This is a genomic window from Bifidobacterium sp. LH_416 (assembly GCF_056357055.1).
Map to the genome: position 1 here is coordinate 163,563 of NZ_JBKEVJ010000004.1, position 21,020 is coordinate 184,582.

The following is a 21,020-nucleotide window of genomic DNA, read 5'->3' on the forward strand; positions in this document are numbered from 1 at the left end:
GCTGTGGGCGATTAAGCCAGCCGATACCGGAACCGTAGTACCGTAAGGCGTATGAGCGAGAACGCAAACAGCATTGACGAGCAGAACACTGCGGACGTTGCGGACGTCGCAAACGCCGCGAGCACTCAGACTGCCTACTTCGCAGGCGGCTGCTTCTGGGGCTTGGAGCGCTACTTCCAGAACGTGGACGGCGTCACGGGCACTACGGTTGGGTATGCGCAGTCCAAGGTGGAGCAGCCCTCCTATGAGCAGGTATGCTCCGGTGAAACCGACGCTGCCGAGACGGTAAAGGTGGTGTTCGATTCGTCCCAGGTGAGTCTGCGCACCTTGGCGTTGTTGTTCTTGGAGGTTATTGATCCGTTCTCGGTGGACCAGCAGGGCGAGGATCGTGGCCGGCAGTATCGCACCGGCATGTTCTACACGGATGAGTTGCAGAAGGCTGTGTACATAGCTGCGTTGGAGCAACTGGTGGGCCGCCAGCCGCAGCGCCCGGCCGTGCTGGTGGAGCCGTTGCGCAACTTCTATCCGGCTGAGGCACATCATCAGGATTATCTGATTAATAATCCTGGCGGCTACTGCCATGTGCCGATTGCGGCGATTGCGAATGTGAAGCGTCGCCAGAAGTATGTGGAGCGTATTTGGGATTTGACGCTGGAACAGTTTGCGGTCACGCAGAATGCGGCCACCGAGCGTCCGTTCGTCAACGAGTACGACGAGGAATTCGAACCGGGCATTTACGTGGACATCGTCAGTGGTGAACCGCTGTTCTCGTCGCGAGACAAGTTTGATTCCGGCTGCGGTTGGCCGGCGTTCTCACGCCCGCTGAAGAGTTCGCTGCTCACTGAGCATGAGGATCATCGCATTCCCGGCCGCGATCGCATCGAGGTGCGTACCGCTGAAACGCAGATTCACTTGGGTCACGTGTTCGAGGACGGCCCGGCTGAGCGTGGCGGCCTGCGCTACTGCATGAACTCCGCTGCGTTACGCTTCGTGCCGCGCTCGCAGATGGAAGCCCAAGGATACGGCGATTGGATTGCTGCCGTGGATGGTGCTGGTGATTAGTCTGTGATAGCGTCGACTAGCGGCTGCAATTGTGCAACAAGATGCGGTGCATCCTTGGTCACGGTATCGTACAGTGATTCAACGTCGATTTCGTCATAATCATGGACGATCACATTGCGTAGTGCGCGTAATTCATTCCAGGGTAAATGTGGCATTGCATCCCGAAAACCGTCTGATAGTTTTCTGGCACACTCCTGTACTTGTGTCATCTCCATTGCTACGGAATTAAAGCGTACGCGATTGTCCTCTAGTGCTGCAGATGACGGTATGTCTCCGACATCGTTGATGGCGTTAATGAGATGTTCCAACAGCCGAATGAGCGTACTTTGGTCGCGGAATTCTTGATCGTTATGATGAATCGCTGTTTGCATTATGCCACCTTTATTAAATCAGGAGTGATGTGGTCTAGAAAACGCTTGCTGGCGCGGCTACGTTTGGCATGACGTAGTAAAGAGTCGTAAGAGAGGAGAGATACTTTTCGCCCGAGCATGGATTCCAGGTCATCAATGAGCTGCTGTTTTTCCATTATTGAGTATGATGCTCCGGGTTTAAGCCGATAAATGAGATCCACATCTGAGTCCGGTCGTGCATCTCCTCGGGCTACTGATCCGTATACATACATTTCGGCAATGTGATGCCGCTCTACTAAGCGAGCCACGATGAGCTTTAGTGTGATGATTTCTAGGGTGCTGTTGGATGGGTCGCTGGCGTCTGCGCCTGCTATATCTTCAGCATTCGAGGCTGTTGCACTACGCGTGAGGGCGTTCTCGGCCAGGGTCTGCAGCGCGCGTTCATAACGCTGGAGAAAATCTTGCGTTGGATTGCCTTCTCGCTCCGCGCGCGAAAGGGCCGACTGGGTAGTTCCCATCGTTTTGGCGGCCTCGCTTTGACTGATATGTGAGCGCACGCGCTCTTCGCGTAATTCAGCAATCGTTTTCATGTATTCAATATAGCATATATGCTATATCTCGTATGGTTTCGTGTAGTGCACAAGCTTTTCTGCCTCATTTGAACATGCAATGAGGCAGAAAAGCGGCAAATGAGGCAGAAAATAATGCAGAAAGCAGAACGGAAGCAGAGCGAATGGCGCAGGTCATCATCCAATCAAATGCCGATACAGCTCCGGATCCAACGGCTTCGCCAGACGCAGCGTAGAAAGCGTGACCTTAACTGACTTCTCTCCAGAAGCGTCCGGCTTCATTTGCTCATATCGTGGGCAATGACTTCACCGATGCGGTGAGGGATTTCAGTGACTAACGCGTTGCCCATGCAAAAAGCGCGACGGCCATCGCTCATGCCGGTGTTGGTCCAACCTTTCGGGAACATCTGCAGCTGATCTAATTCATCTGGTACTAGGCGACGAAGTTTGCCGTCTTGCTCAACCACGTGTTTTGTGCGGCTGGCTCCGGCTCCGCCCTCGCCTGTCAATATGGTTCGGCTGGGAGAAGTAAGCGGATCGGGGAAGGCTACAGGTCCCTCGGAGTAAGTATAGGTATATCCAGCAGAGGTAGTGCGCTCTTCTTTTTTGCCTCCCTTGAGATAAGTCCAAGAAGGAAGCTTGGTCTCGTCAATCCAGAACTGTTCGGGAACGTCAGCGGCAGGAACTAGTACGTCACCTAAGGTCATGTGGCTGCCTGAATATTCAGGGTCTGCCTTCATGGTGACTACTTGCCCGTCAACCATGACTCCGGAATTGCGGAATCGGCTGACTTTATCTCCCTTGCCGAAGTTTTGTGTGACTTCGTAGGGATCGTTTCCGATATTGAAATAGACGAGGTCTTTGTCTTTTTCGTTCGGGCGAATGGGGAAAGCGCGTGTCATAACTCCAGTGGAAAGAAGTCGCTCTTCGGGCTTTCCCCATTCGGAGTTGTGCTCTGCGTAAATATACACTCGTCGTCTACGTTGTGGCATGCCATACTCGGCAGCATTGACTACATGCCATTCCACGTTGTATCCCAATCGATTCAGGCAAGACAAAATAATGGCGAAATCTCGACCTCGCTGGCTTGCGGGAGACTTGAGCAGCCGGTCTACGTTTTCCAATAGAACGATTTTCGGTAGCCGCATCTCTAGAAGATGATTGATGCTCCACCATAAAACACCTTTTCGGCCTTCAATGCCGGCTGCAAGGGCGAGTGGCTTTGCAACGCTGTAGTCTTGGCAGGGGAATCCGCCGACAAGCATGTCAAAGTCGGGAATCGTTCTCTCTCCGGCATCAACTTCTTCTAAGACTTTGGCGATGTCCTCGTTCACACAGGAGTCTTTGCCGAAGTGCTGTTCGTAGCAACGCCATGCAAATTGCTTGGACTCTTGGCCCATGGGTTCCCATTGGTTTGCCCACACGGTACGGAATGGGCCTGCTGGCTTCATATAGAAATCATCGCCGGGTTTACCGTAGCCGTCGAGCCCTAAGCGGAACCCGCCGACTCCGGCAAACAACTCCGCAATTCTTATCTCAGCAGCCACAAAGAATCCTTTCGATCCGAACGATCGTTCTATGTTTACGGCTTAAGTATAGCTGAAAAAGGGCTTTTGATCAACCTGTGGGTTGCAATTATGGCAATAAAGGCTTGTGAGAAAGTAGACTATTGCTGAAACCGATAGCAAAGGGTGTAGCAATGGGGCAATATTCTGATGTGATTTTGAACGAGAGTCGTTCATATAGCACATTGCAAGAAGTAATGGATATTCTTACGAGCGCAGAGGGGAAGACTTTCCGTGAATTGGATAAGACGGGTCGTGCTGATGTTTTAGCCAATAAAGGTGCCCTTGGCAATATCATCGAAGAGTCTGTGCTGGGATACCCTGTTAATTCGGATGCCGAAGCGGATATTCAGATTGGTAATAGTCGTTATGAGCTTAAGGTGACACCCCTAAAGCATGTGCGGAATGGTAAAGAGACTTCTGCAAAAGAGCGGCTTGTTATCGATGTTATTAATTACTTTAAGCTCGCTCAGGAAAGGTCTTTTGAGACCTCACAAATGTGGAGCAAGGCACAAAACATCATTTTGGTGTATTACTACGATGACCGCACTGATACGAAGAAGGAGCTTCGTGTTGATTGCACTGTTTTGATGGCTTATCTGTTGCAATATGCGCCTGAAGATTTAGCGACAATACGTCAAGACTGGAAGGTTATACGAGATAAAGTCGCTAGCGGGCATGCGGACCAGTTGAGTGAAGCTGATACTAATTATCTTGCTGCATGCACTAAAGGGGCAAATTCTTCCACTTTACGTGATGCTCCAGCTCCGGTGGACAGCCCTAATGATTTGATTCGAGCTAAACAGCGCGCTTTTAGCTTCAAAGCGTCTTATATGACAGCTGTTATCAGAAGATTGCTCCATGGAGCAAGCGGTGAGTCTCTCCCCTTCACGCCTGATCAGGCGCTAGAGGATTATATTCATAAGAAAGTTTCACGTTATTTCGGGAAAGCTACAGGTTCTATAGCACGAGATTTACATTTGTTATCTGCTGCGCCGAAGCAGTTCAATTCACAACTGGCTTTAGGAATGCTCGAATCTGCGCAGCGGTCTATTGGTAATATTGAGCAGTTTGCAAAGGCCAATGTGACCGGTGTCAAGACGATTGTTATGTATGAGGGTGTTACTCGCCCTCAGGAGCATATGTCTTTCCGGCAAATATCCGAAGAAGAATGGCAGGAGTTGGGGAATTCTTCCGTGGAATGGTATGACTCCTTCCTTTATAAATTCTTTGAAGAGAATCGATTCTTGTTTATGGTTTTCCGCGCCAGTGGCTTGCGTCGGTCGCAAAGTAGTAAGTTGGATGATGTCTTCACTGATGCATTTTTGTGGAATATGCCTGAAAAGGATATCGAAAAGTACGTTCGGCCTGTCTGGGAATGGTTGCATGAGGCAATGATTGCTAAGAAGCCCTTACATTATGGCAGGGGGACGAATGAATTGCCGGGGCCATCTTTTAATGGTGTTTTTCATATTCGGCCTAAAGGCAAAGATGGGAAAGATACGGTGCTTTTGCCTAATGGTGAGAGAATAACCAAGCAAGCGTTCTGGCTGGATAGGCAGTATATCGCAAAGATTGTCTCGAGCAGATATGGATGGAGGTAATGCACTATGATTTTGTCGTGTGCGCTGCAGTGTTTTTCCGCAGCGCACACGACAATAACTCATAACTTATGCATCCTTGTACTTGTCGAAAGACAATGTACCATCCTCTTCTATGCTGTATGTCACTAAAGTTAGGTCATCCCATTGCGCTGTTTGGACAGGACGGTGATTTATGGTGTAATTCCTGATTATGGAATTGGAGACGTTGGCTGGTGCCTCTTCAAAATCATGTGCTATCAGAAAGGCCTTGATTTGTGAGTAGTCCCCATGAGCATAGTTGTCGCATACCCAATCCACATATTTCATCACTTGGGCGGTTGCCTCTTCGCAGTCTAGCCCGGTAAGAATACCTTTCTTTATCTCGACAATAAGATATTTATTAATCACTTTATCGGGAATATCTGGAATCCATCGATAACCAAAGACGTCGATGAAATCCATGTATTGGACCGGCTTCAAGGGTGAAGCTGCTACTTGGTGGGACAGATAGTCCCAGTGGCCGAATACTTGTTCAGCTTCTGGTGATGCTTGAGTGAGTTGTTCCAAAAGTCCGGCTTCCACTAGCATTTCTGCAGATGATGAGCCATCGGGCTGCCGTCTGCTTTCAAGTACTGGTTTAACCGAGGTTTTTCTACTGAGAAGTGATTCTCTGTATTTTGTGAGTCTTGAGGTGATTTGTTCCAGAGTATTCTCTGGATTGCTGTGTATGACTTCTGGTGGTGTATCAGTGTCTTCTCTGAAATTAGCGCGGAACAATGCCGCCCGAAATGCATTGTTTTCTTTATCGTCAAATTTAATAAAGGATTTGCTGGAAAAAACCCGCAGGGAGCGAAACGCTGAAGGGTCGGATTCTAGCAGTGTATCCATGTCAATCCCCTGCTTATAGAAGTAAGGAGAAGGAACAAAACGAATAACCCATTGTCGTACTTTATTGTCTTCTCTTGCTGGTGCTGGGTTTAGCGTCGTGTGTTTCGTATTAACTACATTGGATTGTATCGATGGGTAGTTATTGATTACTGTTGTAGAGTCTGCGAAATTAACTATTTCGCCAATGCCATATACCATTCTTTCCGTAAAGAAATACACATTATCGCCTGGTTTCATGGCTAAATAATCGGCAAATGTGGCATACTTTATTTTCCCCCATCTCGGTGACACATACGTAGAATAAACACCTTTTTCAAAGCATTCGACTATAGATTCGATGCTGTCCATCGTGAAAATATACCCCGCCATTCTCAATCCCTTCGTTGGGCTACGGGCTCCATACTAGAATGATTGTATCGTCTGTGCTAGCTGGTGCGTGTGCTGAGACACGGGGATAATGCGCAAATGAGACTGCCTATAGGATTGCAGTAAACGCGGGTCGGCGCTCGTTCGTAACCGCCTGCGCAGCGTCTGCAACCGCGCCCACAGCAGCCAAAGGAGACTTCCATGATCCTCGTCACCACAACTCCGTCCGTCGAGGGATACGCTATCACCAACTACCAGGGCATTGTGTTCGGCGAAGTGGTTGCCGGCGTGAACATGTTCAAGGACATCGGTGCCAGCTTCCGCAACATGTTCGGCGGCCGTAGCCAGGGCTATGAGGAGGAGCTGATGAACGCGCGCAACGAGGCAATCGCTGAAATGCAGCAGCGCGCGGAGGCGATGGGCGCGCACGCGGTGGTCGGCGTCGATATCGACTACGAAGTGCTCGGCACGGACGGCTCCATGCTCATGGTCACCGCGTCCGGAACCGCCGTGCAGCTCGCGCGCAAGGGCTGACTGAACACCACTTAGCTCTCGGAATCGCTCATAGATTCCTCATCGACTGCACTGCCGCCAACAATCTGCTCGTACAGCTTCGCCAGTCGATCTTCGCGCGCAGCCTTGCTCAGCTCGCATTCCCACACCACGATGACGCGCCACCCGGCAGCCGCTAACTCGGCGTGCTGGGCGGCGTCGCGCGCACGATTGCGCAGCAGTTTCGCCGTCCAAAATTCCACATTCGACTTCGGCATCGAATGCTTCGCGCACCCCTCGTGCATATGCCAGAAGCAACCATTCACAAACACAATGGTGCGGTACTTCGGCAGCACCACATCAGGGTGACCGGGGTAGCGCTTATCGTTCTTACGAAACCTGAGCCCGCGGCGGAACAAATAGCTGCGCACCAGCATCTCAATCGACGTATCCTTGCCGCGGATATGCGACATTGTGTACGATCGCGTACCCCGCGCATACTTTTCAGGTTTAGTTGATTTGCGCGGTTTCCGCTGCATTCGTGGTTTGCCGCCGTTGCTGTTTACCATGGCATCTGGGCGTTACCGCCGGAGAACGGGTCGCTGCCGGAAACGCGGACATGGGGCTCGGGCGTGAAGTCGGTGCGTGCTGGAGTCGCTGCGCTGGGATTCGTGTTGGATTCCGTATTGGATTCCACGGGATCGGAGTGCGCGCTCGCGGGGGATGCCTCGTCGACTGCTACGCCATTAGCCAGCTCTTTGAGGAATTCGTCGACTTCGTTCATGTCGTATCCCTCTTTGAAACGCACGGTCTGGAATGTTTGCGCGTCGAGCTCCGCGGGCGTTATGGGACGGTCGGCCTTGGCCCGTGCAATGACCTGGTCGAGGAATTCGTCGACTTCGTCCACGTCATACCCTTCCCTGAACCGCACGGTCTGAAATATTTTGGTCTCAATATCTTTCGTGCTAATCAATCTCAATCATCCCCTCATTGATCTGCTCTGTGCCTTTGTTCAGCACTGTTATAGTGCGCTGACGCCGCCGTCGACGTGGATGGTTTCGGCGTTCATGAAGCCGTTGCGCATCAGGAACAGATAGGCGTCCGCGACCTCGCCGATGGCGCCGAGCCGTTTGAGTGGGTTGGCGCTGGCCATCTGCTCGGTCTGGGCTTTGAGCTGCTCTGGGGTCATGTTGCGCCATAATCCGGTCGGCGTCCACCAAGGAGCCACTGCGTTGACGCGCACGCGCGGGGCCGATTCGATAGCCAGGCCCTGTACCAGCGTTTCGATTGCCTGATTGCCCAGTACTGCGCCGGAGGCGTTGTATGGGCGGCCGCCGGAGCCTGCGGTCAACGTCAGGGAGCCGCCGTCCGCAATATGCGGCAGTACGATGCGGGCAATGCTTAGCGCAGTGAGGTACTTGCCGTCCACTGCAGCGCGGATGGCGTCGTTGGTGTTGTCGAGGAATCCGCCACCCATTGCGCCGCCCATCATTGAAACAACATGGTCGAATAGGGCGTGGGCTTCGGTGAACTGAGTGAGCTGCTCCTCGTCTGTTGCATCGAGAGCGGTTACTTCCGCATGCACATTGCGGTTGGAGATTTCGGCAATCTCATCCAATGCGGATTTCGCGGAGTCGAGGTGCTCGGGCGACCGACCAATTGCGATTACGTCAGCTCCTTCACCGAGGGCTTGTTTCGCGATTTCCAGCCCAAATCCCGAAGTGCCGCCGATGATAAGCACACGTTTGCCGTTGAGTGCTGTCATGATTCGCCTGCCTTTTATGCTTTCATACTTGATGTTGCCGCGCTGCCGGGCAGTGCCATGGCCAAGCAGCGTCCAGCATCATTCAGCATTATGATAAAGCAAAAGGGCTGGAACCTTTCGGTTCCAGCCCTTTGTTGCTGGTGCGAGTGGGGGGAGTTGAACCCCCACGAGCATACACTCACTGCCACCTGAAGACAGCGCGTCTACCATTCCGCCACACTCGCAGACAATCGGCTAATTTACACCCGCAGGTGCAATTGCACAATCCTCGGCGTGTCGCGATTGTTCTTGAGGCTTATTCCCGGGATTGCCGCGCTTATACATGCTGAGAGCGGCCTCGCAGTCGCCTAGGTGTTGCGGCTCCTTTCCGTCTAACGAGAAGGGAGCCGCAAGAGTAAGCGCGCAGGCTCACAGGCCCGGCTTGCGTGCCCCGTTGCCGTAGAAGTGAGCCAGCGTCTCGTCGCGGAATTCGTCGAAATATCCGCCGTCAATCGAAGCGCGAATATCATCGAGCAGCTTGACGAAGAAATGCTCATTATGAATCGTGGCCAGCGTGAAACCGTTGAACTCGCGGGCTCGCAGCAGATGATCCACATAGGCGCGCGAATAATGCTGGCAGGTATAGCAGGTGCAGCCTTCCTCCAGCGGGCCGAAATCAAACTTATGCTGAGCGCGCTTGATGTTGTAGCGGCCGGCGCGGGTGAAAATCGCGCCATTGCGGGCGCAACGGGCGGGAGCCACACAGTCGAACGTATCGCCGCCATTCTCCACGCAAGCGAAAATATCATCCACAGAAGCAATGCCCAGCACATGGCGCGGGCGACTCTCCGGCATCGCATCGCAAATCCAGGCGCACGTATCGCCAATAATGCGTTTTTCAATTGCGCCGCCAATGCCCACGCCGTCGAAGTCCAGCGAAGCAATCTGCTCGGCGGCGTGACGGCGCAAATCCTCATAATTCGCGCCCTGCACCACGCCGTACAGTGCCTGATATGGCTTGCCCAAACGTTCGGCAGTCAGCCTCTCATGCTCGGCTACGCAGCGTTTGGCCCAGCGGAAAGTGCGCTCCACTGAATCCTCTTGGTAGGAGCGAGTATTCATCAGCGTGGTGAGCTCGTCGAATGCGAACATGATATCTGCACCCAGCTTGTGCTGAATGCCCATGGAAATCTCAGCGGAAAAACGATGTGAAGAACCATTCAACGGTGACTTGAAGGTCACGCCATCCTCATCCACCCAGGCCATGCGTTCCTTGCCTTTGGCGATGATGTCGTCCGACTTCATGCCGGTTACGTCCATTGCGAGCGTCTTCTTGAAGCCGACGCCCAAAGACATTACCTGGAATCCGCCTGAATCAGTGAAGGTCGGGCCATCCCAGTTCATGAAGCGTGCGAGACCGCCCGCCGCATCCAGCACATCCTCGCCGGGGCGTTCGAACAGGTGGAATGCGTTGGCAAGCAGACACTGTGCGCCGAGGTCTTTCATCTGCTCGGGAAGCACGGCTTTCATAGCTGCCTGCGTGCCCACCGGTACAAAAGCGGGTGTGCGAATGTCGCCGTGCGGGGTGTGAATAATGCCGGTGCGGCCATATCGAGCGCCGTCTCGGCCGAGGCCGTTCGCTGTGGACGAAAGTCGGGTAATGGTTTCGAAGCTGAATGCGCTGCGATCGCCGGGCTGGCCTGGCTGTGCGCCGCGCGGATGTTCAAGAAGGCTTGTCATGGTTTTACTTTAGGCAAAAGGGCGGGAAAACTGAAGAAATGTCGGTGCGGTTCAAACTGGCTCCTACTAACGCAGGCATTCGAGATATCCATGGGACTCCTCGCAGATTACGCATAGACTTTCAACGAACATTCAGAAAACCTCCAGATTAAATGCCTTTACTACAGAGGTAGAGCACGAGAGCACGAGCTTACCGATGCGAACGGTGAGCAGTGCTGAAGAGACGTAATGAATATCATCGAAGGAGCAGTAATGGCTGACGAATTCAACCCGCAGGGCGTCGACCAGACCCCGCAGGATTCGCAGAGTAATCCGCAAAACACTCAATCTTCTGACGCGCAGGCGCAGCAGCCTGCATCCGCAAACGCACCTACGACCGCAAACGCTGGTCTGGATGCCACCCAGCCGATTGCCAGCCCGGACGCTACTGAAACCGCGCCTCAGGCTGCAGTAACCGAACCAGTGCCTGATTATGCCTCCGCCAAGGGCGAGAGCACGGTGGTTTCTTCCGCGCCTTCCGCCTCGGCCACCCCGAATGCTGCCGGTGCTCAGGCTTCTGATCCGAACGCCACGACTCCGCTGTACCGTCCGGCCCCTGAGTTCGGTGCGTACGGCCCAGTCCCGACCGCTAACCAGACCAGCCAGTCCGGTCAGCAGGGCGCTCAAGGCGCACCTACCCAGCCGCTGCCGTTCGGCCAGACCGCTCCGCAGCCTGGCCAGGCAGGCAATCGCAACCCGTATTTCACCAACAACCCGCAGCCGGGCACGCCTTCTCACGCATCCAACGGCAACCCGTTTGCCCCGCAAGGTGCGCCGAACGGCCAGAACGGCCAGAATAGCAATAAGGGCGGTTTCTTCGGCTTTGGTGCTCATAATGGCACTAACGCCGCAGGCAACGCCAATAACGCAGCCGGTACGCCGGGCACTCCGAACGGTCCGACTGCCGGTCAGCCGGGATTCCCGCCGGCTGGTCAGCCCGGTCAGCCGGGCGCTGCTGCTCCGGCCGCCAAGGGCCTGAGCAAGACCGCTTCCAGCATTATCGCCGCAGTAGTTGCCGCCGTTGTGGCTGCCGCGCTGTGCCTCGGCCTCGGCTATGCTGCGATCACGTACGGCTGGGTGACTGTTCCTACCTCCAGCTCGCTCGCCAACGTGACCTCGAACAAGTCCGGTTCCGGCTCCGCAACTGCGAAGACTGGCGAGGCTCCTGATTGGCAGACTGTTGCCAGCGACGTTTCCGGTTCCGTGGTCTCCATTCAGACTCAGCTAAGCAACGGTACTGCTAAGGGCTCTGGCGCCATCATCAGCACTGAGGGCTACATCGTGACTAATAACCACGTGATTTCCGGCGCGCAGCAGATTCAGGTGACGCTCGCCAACGGCACCATGTACACCGCTCAGCTTGTCGGCACCGACACCACTACCGATATCGCAGTGATCAAGCTCGACAACCCGCCGAGCGACCTGAAGGCCGTGGAATTTGCTGATTCCGATCAGCTTGCCGTGGGTGAGAACGTGATGGCCATCGGCAACCCGCTCGGTTACGACGACACCGCCACCACTGGTATCGTCTCCGCTCTGAACCGCCCGGTGACCGTGACCGATGACAGCAACAACGAAATCGTCACCAACGCTGTGCAGATTGACGCCGCTATCAACCCTGGTAACTCTGGTGGCCCGACCTTCAACGCTGCCGGCCAGGTGATTGGCATCAACTCGTCGATTGCATCCACTGCAACCTCTTCTGATTCCGCAGGCTCCATCGGTATCGGCTTCGCAATCCCGTCCAACCTGGTCAAGCGTGTGGCTAACGAAATCATCAAGGATGGCTCGGTGACCCATGTGGCCCTCGGCGTGACCATTAAGTCTGACACCGTTGAGGCTGACGGCGTAACCCGTGGCGGCGCCACCATCACCAAGTCGACCTCCACCGGTTCTGCAGTGGTCTCCGGCAGCCCGGCCGACAAGGCGGGCCTGAAGGAAGGCGACACCATCGTGGCCTTCAACGGCAACGCAGTGAACAACAACTACTCGCTGCTCGGCTTCGTGCGTGCCGCCGCCTTGGGTGACAAGGCAACCCTGACCATCGTGCGCGATGGCAAGACCATGGACGTTGACGTGACGCTCGACCAGGAGGAATCGTCCGTAAACGGTTCGTCCAGCTCCAACTCGAACAACAACGGCAACAGCCAGAACAATAACAACAACCAGAACGGCAATGGTTCCAATGGCAGCGGTAACGGCAACAGCGATGGCGGCACTGGTGACGATGGTGGCTTCACCGATCCGTTCGGCCTGTGGTAAAGCCGACTGAACGTCACATGACGTTGGGCGGCCACCGCTGAACGCCATGTCGGACAATCAAAGGACCGTGGAGGGCATGACCCCCCACGGTCCTTTTGCGTTGCTACGCGTGAGGTAGACGCGCGCAATGCATCGGCAGATTCCGGCACGCGCAGTGCCAAAGTCCGCCGTATGCGGCACCATAGCAAGTGCAATAACTGAATATTTCTTTACGCCGTGTATCGGAAAGTTGCGCGGAGCAGTTGAGAACATGGGCATGTCAGTCCCATATCACCGACTGCCCGGCATAGACGCCGGTGGGTTAACAAGGCGTGACCATGTGCCGATTTCGGCTGGCCACGCGCCCGCATACCCACTTCCGCTCGCGCTCGCTGCTGAATCGGCCCCGTATACGAGCTTAAGGAGTATGAGATGCACAATCTCTCTCAATTCTTTCCCCGGCTACTTGCCGCAGTCATCCGCGTTTGCAAATTAGTGCCGATGCTGCCGGTAGTCATTCTTTCTGCAATCCCACTGGCTTTGCTGGATGATTGGCGCCCATGGGGAAGCGTGATCAATCTGCCGATTCTGAACAATCCAGGCCTTGGCCAGTGGCTGGTCATCGCGCTGGTGCTGATCATCGTGATCGACACCGTCCGCGGCATGATTGACGATATTCGCCACGGCCAACTTGGCGTGGACCTGCTCGCCGTGGTGGCGATTCTCTCCACGGTGGCTGTTCATGAATACTGGGCCAGCTGGGCGGTAACGCTGATGATCACGTCCGGCGAAGCCATTGAAGAGTACGCGCAAAGCAAGGCCGAGCGCAGTCTGACCGCACTGATGAATGCCGCCCCGCAAACCGCGCACGTCGTCAACCTGCCGGGCGTGGGCCGCGGGTTTGCTGCTGATAAGGGCGATTTGTCCGACGGCTTCCGGCGTGTGGGCTCGGCTTTGATGGCAGCAAGCGCGGCGCAGCATTTCGCCACGGTCCCGGTCGCCCAGGTCCAGCCGGGCGATGTACTGATGGTGCTGCCGGGCGAGACTGTGCCGGTCGATGGCGAGCTGCTCTCCGGCGAGGCCACACTTGACCTGAGCGCGATTAATGGCGAGCCGGTGCCGCGCACCGTGTTCGCCGGCGCGCGCGTGATGTCTGGTGCAGTGAACGGTTCGGCTGCGCTGACCATGCGCGCCACTCAGGCAGCTGCTGATTCGCAGTATCAGCGGATTTTACAGTTGGTTGAGTCTGCTCAGGATTCCCGCCCGGCGGTAGTCAAAACTGCGGATCGATTGGCGGTACCGTTTACGATTCTTTCGCTGGCAATTGCTGGTATTGCTTGGGTTGTGTCTGGTGTGCCGACTCGATTCGCTCAGGTACTGGTCCTGGCCACGCCCTGCCCGCTGCTGATTGCTGCCCCTGTGGCGTACATCGCTGGTACGTCTCGTTTGGCTGCTGCCGGCGTGCTGATTAAGACGCAGGATGTGCTGGAAAATCTGGGTCGCGTAACGCAGGTGTTCTTTGACAAAACCGGCACGCTCACGGTGAAACAGCCTCAGGTGGTACGCGTTGAGATGCTGCCGGGGGTGGAAACTCAGCTCAATGAGGACCATGTGCTGATGATGGCCGGTGTGGTGGAAGGCTACTCGGTGCATATTCTGTCTAAAGGTATTGCCAAGGCTGGTGCGGAGGCGATGGCTCGCTTGCGCGCCCGGTTTGCTGCCGGTCAGCGTGACTGCCCGGAGCCTGAGGCTAGTACGCCGGGTCATGGTCGTGATTATCCGGTGGTGAAGAACATTCGCGAGGACACCGGTAAAGGCGTGTCTGGTGAGGTGAACGGACATGCCGTTCGTGTCGGGCGACTGGCGTTTGCGGCGGCCGGGGACGATGGCTTCTTGGCGACGAGTCCAAGCGATGTGCGCATGCGATTTGGCATGCTGCAGCCGGATGAAATGGCCTCCTATGTGTCTGTTGGCGGCCAGTTGATTGCCCGCATAGTGCTGCGAGATGTGCCTCGCGCCAACACCAAAGCCGCGCTCGCGAGGCTGCATGAGTTGGGGGTTTCCAAGCTCACGATGCTCACTGGAGACAAGCGTGCCTCCGCCGAAATCATCGCCCGAGAGGTCGGCATTGACGAAGTGCACGCCGAACTGTTCCCGGAAGACAAGGTGGCGGCGGTGCAGGCGGCCGACCCGGTCACGATGATGGTGGGGGACGGTGTGAACGACGCGCCCGTGTTGGCGGCCGCCGACCTCGGCGTGGCCATTACGGACGGCACATCTACTGCCGCCTCGGAAAGCGCTCAAATCGTTATCATGAACGACGACATCGCCGCTGTACCGCGCGCCATCGCCATCGCCCGCCGCACCAAGCGCATCATGCTGCAGGCCGTGATTGCAGGCCTCGCGCTCGCGGTCGTCGGCATGCTCGCCGCCGCCTTCAACCTGATTCCGGTGGTGGTTGGCGCCTTCCTGCAGGAGGCCATCGACGTGGTCAGCATCCTCTGGGCCCTCACCGCCGTGCTAGACCGCGACTGAGCGCGGCGCTTCCTCGGCTAGTTCGAGGTTTTGCTCCTGCTGGTGGTTAGTCAGCGGGGCAAATCATCGGGCGATTAGTGGATTCGCTCCGCTGACGGCTGATTAGTGGGGTGATTCCTCGGGCAGATCGAGGATTTGCCTCACTGGCGGCTTCTGAGTGGGGCGAAGCCGCGATTAAACCTAGGATTTACCTCGTTGATGGCCAGTTAGTGGGGCAAATCCCCGGTTTAATCGAGGTTCTGTTCCCCTGACAGCTTGTGAGTGAGGCGAAACCGCGCTTAGACCGAGGTTTTTGCCTCGTTGGTGGCTTCTCAGCGGAGCAAAGTTGTGGCTAATCTGTGGTTTTGCCTCGCCGGTGGTTGGATTAGCGGGGAAGAACTTTGGTCTGCCTGAGGAATTGCCTTGCTGATGATATGCAGGTGAGGCGTTTAATCGGGTGAGCCGAGGTTTTGCCCCTGCCGGCGGCCAGTCAGGTGTGCAGCTGCAGGTGCTCCTGCGGTTGCACGCCGGTATTTCCCGCCCTCGCACCGCAAAAACACAGAATTCGCACCATTTGCCCCCTGTTGCAGCGGCAGGCTTTGCGATAACCTGTAACGCGTGACTGAATCTGTGAATAACGAATTGCGTATTGCTGTTATTGGCGCTGGCCCGGCCGGCGTCTACTCTTCCGATATCTTCCTGCGCCAGCTCAACAAGCTGGGCGAGGAACTCGGCCTCGGCACCAAGGCTCGTATCGATTTGTTCGAGAAGCTGCCGGTGCCGTTCGGTCTGGTGCGCTACGGCGTGGCCCCTGACCACCCGTCCATCAAGTTCATCGCCTCCGCGCTGGAGAAGACGCTCGACAACCCGGACATCCACCTCTACTGCGATGTGGAATTCGGCAAGGACGTAACCCTCGAAGACCTTCTAGCCCGCTATGACGCCGTGCTGTTCGCCACCGGCGCGGTCAAGGACAAGCCGCTGAACCTGCCTGGTGCCGACCTTGAAGGTGTGTACGGCGCTGCCAAGTTCGTGGAATGGTACGACGGTTACCCAACTGGCGCTCGCGAATGGCCGTTGACCGCCGAGAACGTCGCCGTGATCGGCGGCGGCAACGTGGCTATGGATGTGGCCCGCGAGCTGATGCGCAATGCCGACGATCTCAAGGCCAAGACCGACATTCCGGACAACGTCTACGAAGGCATCGGCCAGAACAAGGCCAAGGTGCTGCACCTGTTCATCCGCCGTGGCGTGGCCCAGGCCAAGTTCAGCGTGCAGGAGCTTCGCGAGATGGAGAAGCTGCCTGGCGTGCAGCTGATTATCAACGAAGACGACTTCGATCTGGATGACGGCACCATCGAGGTGGCCGGCAAGGACAAGCTCACCCGCCAGATGGTCGAGGAGCTGTTCGCTGTGCGCGAGATGGCCGAAGACATGGAAGACGACGGCGATGTGGACTTCGAAGGCAATCCGGCCGATCGCAAGTACTACATCCACTTCAACTCCGCTCCCACCGAGATTCTCGGCGAAGACGGCAAGGTGAAGGCTATTCGCGTGGAGCGCACCGAAACCGGCGCTGACGGCAAGATGCATCGCACCGGCGAATTTACCGACTATCCGGTTGAGGCTGTGTACCATGCCATCGGCTACAAGCCGGCTGAAGCTCCGGGTATTGCTTATGACGAGCACGGTGCTCATCTGGCCAACGCTAATGGCGACGGCCGTATCACCACCGAAGCTGAGGGCGGCGAAGTGCGCGATCGCCTGTATGCCACCGGTTGGGCCAAGCGCGGCCCGGTGGGTCTGATTGGCTCCACCAAGTCCGACGCACTGGCCATCGTGACCAACATGCTCGAGGATCTGGCCAAGGCTGCCGAAGGTGGCCGCGTGGCAGAAGACCGCGACCCCGAATCCATCGACCGACTGCTCGCCGAGCGCGGTGTCAAGCCGATCAACTTCGCCGGATGGAAGAAGGTCGACGCTTTCGAACGCGCTGAGGGCGCCAAGGAAGGCCGCGAGCACAAGAAGGTTATCGAACCTGATCAGATGCGCGAGCTTGCTCTGGCCTGAGTCGGGCTGATCGGTACTATCTGCACCACAAAAGGGCGGCTGGGATTTCTCTCAGTCGCCCTTCTTGCATATTTCCATTCCTCGACTGTCGGTTTTCCATCGTTGACTGTCGGTCTTTCGACATCTTCTGTAGGTTTTCCAACACTGACTGTAGGTTTTCCAACGTTTTTTGTCGGATCTCCTACAGTTAGTGTTCGATTCCCTACAGTCAGTGTTGGAAAACCTACAGTCAAAAGGAGAAAGAGATATCAGAAGGGCAAAAATACTCTTCGTAAGTGTGTAATCGCCAAAGTGGAGCGGTCTTCGGTTTTTCTCCCCGCGCATATCCAGCAATCATCCAGCTACCCTCTTTAGGCTGGGCCTCATGAATGCCAATGTACGGGTGCATGGCCACTTCAATGGCCTGAAGACGACGCTGCTGTTTGCCCTGATGTGGGCCGTCATCATGCTGATTTGGTGGGCTACAGGCGGTAGCCGCGGAACACTGGGCATATACATTCTGATTGGCCTAGCCACCACATTCGTCTCCTACTGGTTCTCGGACAAATTGGCCATCGCTTCGATGGGCGCCCGCGAAGTCAGTGAGCAGGAGGCTCCTGAGATTTACCATATTGTGCGCGAGCTCAGTGCCAAGGCCGGCAAGCCGATGCCGCGCATTTATATTGCCCCCACCATGAGCCCGAATGCATTTGCCACTGGGCGCAATGAGCGTCACGCGGCGGTTTGCTGCACGCAAGGTATTCTGCAGATTTTGAACGCACGCGAATTGCGCGGTGTTCTGGGTCATGAACTGATGCACGTCTATAACCATGACATTCTGACTTCTGCAATCGCCTCCGCTATGGCCACGGTGATTACATATCTTGGCTATTCACTGATGTATTTCGGCGGCGGGCGCGATAGTCGCGATAATAATTCCGGTGGTCTTGGATTGATTGGTGTGCTGGTAAGTGCGATTTTGGCTCCGATTGCTGCTTCGCTGATTCAGATGGCAATCTCCCGTACTCGTGAATACGATGCTGATGAAGATGGCAGTCTGTTGACTGGGGATCCTGAAGCGCTCGCTTCAGCGTTGAATAAGATTTCCTATGGTGCGCAAACCACACCGATGCGCAAAACCGCTGGCACGCAGTCGGTGAGTGCAATGATGATTGCGAACCCGTTCTCCTCTGTCGGTTTCTCTCGCCTGTTCTCTACTCATCCGCCAACTGATCAGCGTATTGCTCGCTTGATGCAGATGGCCCAGGAGATGAACGGCGGTCAGCCCCTAGCCGCGCCATATTCCGTGCATGCTCTGCGATGACTTCTGGCTTCCTTCTCTGAGGGAAGCCGCGTAGCGTGGGAGCAACGCATTAAGTTCTCCAATTCCGTGCTACCATAGCTAACCGTGCGTCATTGCAACTGGTGGTTTTCGGTTGCAAGTCGGGCACACGCGGACGTAGTTCATCGGTAGAATGAAAGCTTCCCAAGCTTTAGAGGCGGGTTCGACTCCCGTCGTCCGCTCCATCAAGAACCGTTGGAAATCCAACGGTTCTTTTGTCTTCCAAGATACGATTGCCCTTTACACAAGCATTTGTAAAACACGCTTTCAACGTGTCAGGGGCGATTCTGTGCTTTTCCCCGCGTATCGTAAAGCGCGATGAGTATTTCCAAGGTTGTTTCACGGCAGCGCAAGTCCACGTCAGCACAGCGCACTCCGACGTTCGAACGCACCCCGCACGACATTTTGGTCGGTGCAGCGCTGGTGCTCGCCGGCGGTACATTATGGGGTGTTAATGCCACAGTGTCCAAGCTGCTTATGGGTACCTATCATGCGGATCCTCTTTGGATTGCTTGCGTACGCGAACTGGCGGCTGGCGTTATTTTCATCGCCTGCTCTGGAGCTTTCACGCCAAAGTTGCTAATCGGTGCGCTCAAAGATCGGGGATCCTATCTCAAGCTGCTCGCCTGCTCGCTTATCTGCGTGCTACTGGTGCAAGTGGCATATCTCAAAGCCATTGACTGGACTAATTCAGGCACTGCCACCGTGTTGCAGAGCCTGAATCTGCTGTTCGTTTTGGCGATTGTTTGCGTCCGAGGGCAGCGATTGCCGCGACTGAAGGAGAGCATTGGCATCGCGCTGGCCTTTGCCGGTACAGTGCTCATCGCAACTGGAGGCGATCTCAGCCAGCTCAGCTTGCCTGCAGCTGGTCTGTTCTGGGGCTTACTTGATGCATTGTGCACGTCGATTATGTCCATTGCGCCGATTGCGATGATGGCTCGATGGGGCAACTTCACCATCAACGGCATTATGTTCGTGGTTTCTGGAGTGGTGCTTTTGCCATTCGTGCGCCCATGGGCAACCGCGCCTTCGTTGGATACGCTCGGTTTGGCGCTGGTTGCGTTCACGATTGTTGGCGGCACTTTCGGCGCCTACTGGCTGTTCTTGGCCGGTACGCAGCGCTGCGGAGCTATGCGCGCCACTATGCTCGGTACCAGTGAACCGGTCACCGCAACCATCACCGGTGTACTGTTCGCGGGCGCTATCTTCACGCCGACCGACTTGGCCGGATTCGCCATGATTCTCATCATGGTGTTCCTAGTGAGGTAATGGTTAGTGCGGTAGTGGCTGATGCGGCAGAAATTTTACCGAGATGTGACCAATCGCACAGCCACCTGTAACCAGCTCGGCACTTGCGCGGGCAGGGTGAGAGCCATAATAAAACCATGACAATTGCTACACCGGAACGTTATGCCGAAATGCTGGATGCCGCACGTCGTGGCGGATACGCTTACCCAGCTATCAATGTGACGAGCTCGCAGACGCTGAACGCTGCGCTGAAGGGCTTTGCTGATGCCGAATCTGATGGCATCATCCAGATTTCTGTGGGCGGTTCAGCATACGTTTCCGGTGCGGGCGTGAATGATCGCGTCACCGGATCGCTGGCTCTGGCTTCATTCGCTCACGTAGTGGCAGAGAAGTACCCGAATATCACCGTGGCGCTGCATACGGATCATTGCGCCAAGCAGTACTTGGACGAATGGGTACGCCCGCTGCTGGCATACGAGGCTGACGAAGTGGCACATGGTAAGGAGCCGACGTTCCAGTCCCACATGTGGGATGGTTCCACCGTGCCGCTCACGGAGAATCTGGATATCGCCGAGGAACTGCTGGAGAAATCTCAGGCGGCACACACGGTTCTGGAGATTGAAATCGGTGCAGTTGGCGGCGAAGAAGACGGCCACTCTGCCGAAATCAATGAAAAGCTGTATTCGACTCCGGAAGATGGTCTGGAAGTGGCTCGCAGGCTGGGGCTGGGGGAGCGTGGCCGATACATGGCTGCGTTCACGTTCGGCAATGTACATGGCGCATACAAGCCCGGTGTGGTGAAGCTACGTCCGGCTCTGCTGGGTGAGATTCAGGCGCGTGTGGCTCGTGCTGTAGCGGAAGGCGAATTGCCGAGCGCTGCCGGTCAAGTGGCCTTCCCGAATGGCAAGCCGTTCGAGCTGGTGTTCCACGGTGGATCTGGCTCGACTCCGGAGGAGATTGCCGAAGCCGTGAGCTATGGCGTTGTCAAGATGAACATTGACACGGATACGCAGTACGCGTTCACTCGTCCGATTGCCGATCACGTGTTCGAGAACTACGACAAGGTTCTGAAGATTGACGGCGAAGTCGGTGAGAAGAAGTTCTACGATCCGCGCTCGTGGGGTCGTAAGGCCGAGGCCGGCATGACTCAGCGTGTGATTGAGGCTTGCCAGCAGCTCGGTTCCGCTGGCAAAGCACTGAAGTAGTAGTACTGTTCGCGCTATATTTC

General features: G+C 55.6%; 17 protein-coding genes, 2 tRNA genes and 1 pseudogene. 10 read left to right on the forward strand and 10 right to left on the reverse strand.

Annotation, left to right across the window (positions count from 1 at the left end):
• Positions 1-51: 51 nt before the first annotated feature.
• Complete coding sequence (gene msrB / locus AC1AY0_RS08985) at positions 52-1,062, forward strand: peptide-methionine (R)-S-oxide reductase MsrB (protein WP_476523052.1); 1,011 nt, start codon at positions 52-54, stop codon at positions 1,060-1,062.
• Here msrB and AC1AY0_RS08990 read toward each other — a convergent pair.
• The 3 genes from AC1AY0_RS08990 to dcm form a co-directional block, all read right to left on the reverse strand.
• The gene (locus tag AC1AY0_RS08990) at positions 1,059-1,433 is read right to left on the reverse strand and encodes a HepT-like ribonuclease domain-containing protein (RefSeq protein ID WP_476523051.1); all 375 of its coding nucleotides are present in this window, start codon (positions 1,431-1,433) and stop codon (positions 1,059-1,061) included. The genes msrB and AC1AY0_RS08990 overlap by 4 nt on opposite strands.
• Positions 1,433-2,002 carry a nucleotidyltransferase domain-containing protein gene (locus tag AC1AY0_RS08995; RefSeq protein WP_476523050.1) on the reverse strand — a complete coding sequence of 190 codons (570 nt, stop codon included), beginning with the start codon at positions 2,000-2,002 and terminating at the stop codon, positions 1,433-1,435. Before AC1AY0_RS08995 ends, AC1AY0_RS08990 begins: the two co-directional genes overlap by 1 nt.
• A gap of 257 nt (positions 2,003-2,259) precedes the next feature.
• Positions 2,260-3,528 carry a DNA (cytosine-5-)-methyltransferase gene (dcm, locus tag AC1AY0_RS09000; protein WP_476526263.1) on the reverse strand — a complete coding sequence of 423 codons (1,269 nt, stop codon included), beginning with the start codon at positions 3,526-3,528 and terminating at the stop codon, positions 2,260-2,262.
• A 152-nt stretch (positions 3,529-3,680) separates the two neighbouring features.
• Between dcm and AC1AY0_RS09005 the strand changes: the two genes are divergently transcribed.
• Positions 3,681-5,150: a Sau3AI family type II restriction endonuclease gene (locus AC1AY0_RS09005; protein ID WP_476526265.1), complete on the forward strand. Its 1,470-nt coding sequence runs from the start codon at positions 3,681-3,683 to the stop codon at positions 5,148-5,150.
• Positions 5,151-5,216: 66 nt separating this feature from the next.
• Here the strand turns inward: AC1AY0_RS09005 and AC1AY0_RS09010 are convergent, their stop codons facing one another.
• Positions 5,217-6,365 carry a hypothetical protein gene (locus AC1AY0_RS09010; RefSeq protein ID WP_476526267.1) on the reverse strand — a complete coding sequence of 383 codons (1,149 nt, stop codon included), beginning with the start codon at positions 6,363-6,365 and terminating at the stop codon, positions 5,217-5,219.
• Between the two features lie 219 nt (positions 6,366-6,584).
• On the opposite strand from AC1AY0_RS09010, the gene AC1AY0_RS09015 reads away from it, so the two are divergent.
• On the forward strand, positions 6,585-6,917 hold the full coding sequence (locus AC1AY0_RS09015; protein WP_476523045.1) for a putative heavy metal-binding protein: 333 nt from the start codon (positions 6,585-6,587) through the stop codon (positions 6,915-6,917).
• 11 nt (positions 6,918-6,928) lie between these two features.
• Here the strand turns inward: AC1AY0_RS09015 and AC1AY0_RS09020 are convergent, their stop codons facing one another.
• The 6 genes and pseudogenes from AC1AY0_RS09020 to tgt form a co-directional block, all read right to left on the reverse strand.
• Positions 6,929-7,414: a very short patch repair endonuclease gene (locus AC1AY0_RS09020; protein ID WP_476523105.1), complete on the reverse strand. Its 486-nt coding sequence runs from the start codon at positions 7,412-7,414 to the stop codon at positions 6,929-6,931.
• 23 nt (positions 7,415-7,437) lie between these two features.
• Positions 7,438-7,749 carry a DivIVA domain-containing protein gene (locus tag AC1AY0_RS09025; RefSeq protein ID WP_476523104.1) on the reverse strand — a complete coding sequence of 104 codons (312 nt, stop codon included), beginning with the start codon at positions 7,747-7,749 and terminating at the stop codon, positions 7,438-7,440.
• A pseudogene (locus AC1AY0_RS09030) lies at positions 7,732-7,854 on the reverse strand (DivIVA domain-containing protein); the annotation flags it as partial. The gene AC1AY0_RS09025 and the pseudogene AC1AY0_RS09030, both read right to left, overlap by 18 nt.
• Positions 7,855-7,896: 42 nt before the next feature.
• Entirely contained in the window at positions 7,897-8,640 is a 744-nt protein-coding gene (locus tag AC1AY0_RS09035) for an SDR family oxidoreductase (protein ID WP_476523044.1), read from the reverse strand.
• 138 nt (positions 8,641-8,778) lie between these two features.
• Positions 8,779-8,864: transfer RNA gene (locus AC1AY0_RS09040), tRNA-Leu, on the reverse strand.
• Between the two features lie 184 nt (positions 8,865-9,048).
• The gene (tgt, locus tag AC1AY0_RS09045; protein WP_476523033.1) at positions 9,049-10,359 is read right to left on the reverse strand and encodes a tRNA guanosine(34) transglycosylase Tgt; all 1,311 of its coding nucleotides are present in this window, start codon (positions 10,357-10,359) and stop codon (positions 9,049-9,051) included.
• A gap of 252 nt (positions 10,360-10,611) precedes the next feature.
• On the opposite strand from tgt, the gene AC1AY0_RS09050 reads away from it, so the two are divergent.
• The 7 genes from AC1AY0_RS09050 (at position 10,612) to fbaA (ending at position 20,997) form a co-directional block, all read left to right on the forward strand.
• Positions 10,612-12,660 (forward strand): S1C family serine protease, encoded by a 2,049-nt coding sequence (locus AC1AY0_RS09050; protein WP_476526268.1) that lies wholly within the window; start codon positions 10,612-10,614, stop codon positions 12,658-12,660.
• 411 nt (positions 12,661-13,071) lie between these two features.
• Positions 13,072-15,174 carry a heavy metal translocating P-type ATPase gene (locus AC1AY0_RS09055; RefSeq protein ID WP_101626479.1) on the forward strand — a complete coding sequence of 701 codons (2,103 nt, stop codon included), beginning with the start codon at positions 13,072-13,074 and terminating at the stop codon, positions 15,172-15,174.
• A 597-nt stretch (positions 15,175-15,771) separates the two neighbouring features.
• Entirely contained in the window at positions 15,772-17,223 is a 1,452-nt protein-coding gene (locus tag AC1AY0_RS09060) for an FAD-dependent oxidoreductase (RefSeq protein WP_101626480.1), read from the forward strand.
• A gap of 364 nt (positions 17,224-17,587) precedes the next feature.
• Entirely contained in the window at positions 17,588-18,526 is a 939-nt protein-coding gene (gene htpX / locus AC1AY0_RS09065; RefSeq protein ID WP_101626486.1) for a zinc metalloprotease HtpX, read from the forward strand.
• 129 nt (positions 18,527-18,655) lie between these two features.
• Positions 18,656-18,729, forward strand: a tRNA-Gly gene (locus tag AC1AY0_RS09070).
• A gap of 133 nt (positions 18,730-18,862) precedes the next feature.
• Positions 18,863-19,813 (forward strand): DMT family transporter, encoded by a 951-nt coding sequence (locus tag AC1AY0_RS09075; protein ID WP_101626487.1) that lies wholly within the window; start codon positions 18,863-18,865, stop codon positions 19,811-19,813.
• A gap of 116 nt (positions 19,814-19,929) precedes the next feature.
• A complete protein-coding gene (fbaA, locus tag AC1AY0_RS09080) occupies positions 19,930-20,997 on the forward strand; it encodes a class II fructose-bisphosphate aldolase (protein WP_101626488.1) in 1,068 nt (355 codons plus the stop codon).
• Positions 20,998-21,020: the final 23 nt, after the last annotated feature.

Excerpts from the sequence above, each read along its gene's own strand:
- AC1AY0_RS09020 (WP_476523105.1), bottom strand. The coding sequence starts at position 7,414 with ATGCAGCGGAAACCGCGCAAATCAACTAAACCTGAAAAGTATGCGCGG.
- tgt (WP_476523033.1), bottom strand. The coding sequence starts at position 10,359 with ATGACAAGCCTTCTTGAACATCCGCGCGGCGCACAGCCAGGCCAGCCC.
- AC1AY0_RS09010 (WP_476526267.1), bottom strand. The coding sequence starts at position 6,365 with ATGGACAGCATCGAATCTATAGTCGAATGCTTTGAAAAAGGTGTTTAT.
- AC1AY0_RS09075 (WP_101626487.1), top strand. The coding sequence starts at position 18,863 with ATGAGTATTTCCAAGGTTGTTTCACGGCAGCGCAAGTCCACGTCAGCA.
- fbaA (WP_101626488.1), top strand. The coding sequence starts at position 19,930 with ATGACAATTGCTACACCGGAACGTTATGCCGAAATGCTGGATGCCGCA.
- msrB (WP_476523052.1), top strand. The coding sequence starts at position 52 with ATGAGCGAGAACGCAAACAGCATTGACGAGCAGAACACTGCGGACGTT.
- AC1AY0_RS08995 (WP_476523050.1), bottom strand. The coding sequence starts at position 2,002 with ATGAAAACGATTGCTGAATTACGCGAAGAGCGCGTGCGCTCACATATC.
- AC1AY0_RS09035 (WP_476523044.1), bottom strand. The coding sequence starts at position 8,640 with ATGACAGCACTCAACGGCAAACGTGTGCTTATCATCGGCGGCACTTCG.
- AC1AY0_RS09055 (WP_101626479.1), top strand. The coding sequence starts at position 13,072 with ATGCACAATCTCTCTCAATTCTTTCCCCGGCTACTTGCCGCAGTCATC.
- htpX (WP_101626486.1), top strand. The coding sequence starts at position 17,588 with ATGAATGCCAATGTACGGGTGCATGGCCACTTCAATGGCCTGAAGACG.
- AC1AY0_RS09050 (WP_476526268.1), top strand. The coding sequence starts at position 10,612 with ATGGCTGACGAATTCAACCCGCAGGGCGTCGACCAGACCCCGCAGGAT.
- AC1AY0_RS09005 (WP_476526265.1), top strand. The coding sequence starts at position 3,681 with ATGGGGCAATATTCTGATGTGATTTTGAACGAGAGTCGTTCATATAGC.
- AC1AY0_RS08990 (WP_476523051.1), bottom strand. The coding sequence starts at position 1,433 with ATGCAAACAGCGATTCATCATAACGATCAAGAATTCCGCGACCAAAGT.
- AC1AY0_RS09015 (WP_476523045.1), top strand. The coding sequence starts at position 6,585 with ATGATCCTCGTCACCACAACTCCGTCCGTCGAGGGATACGCTATCACC.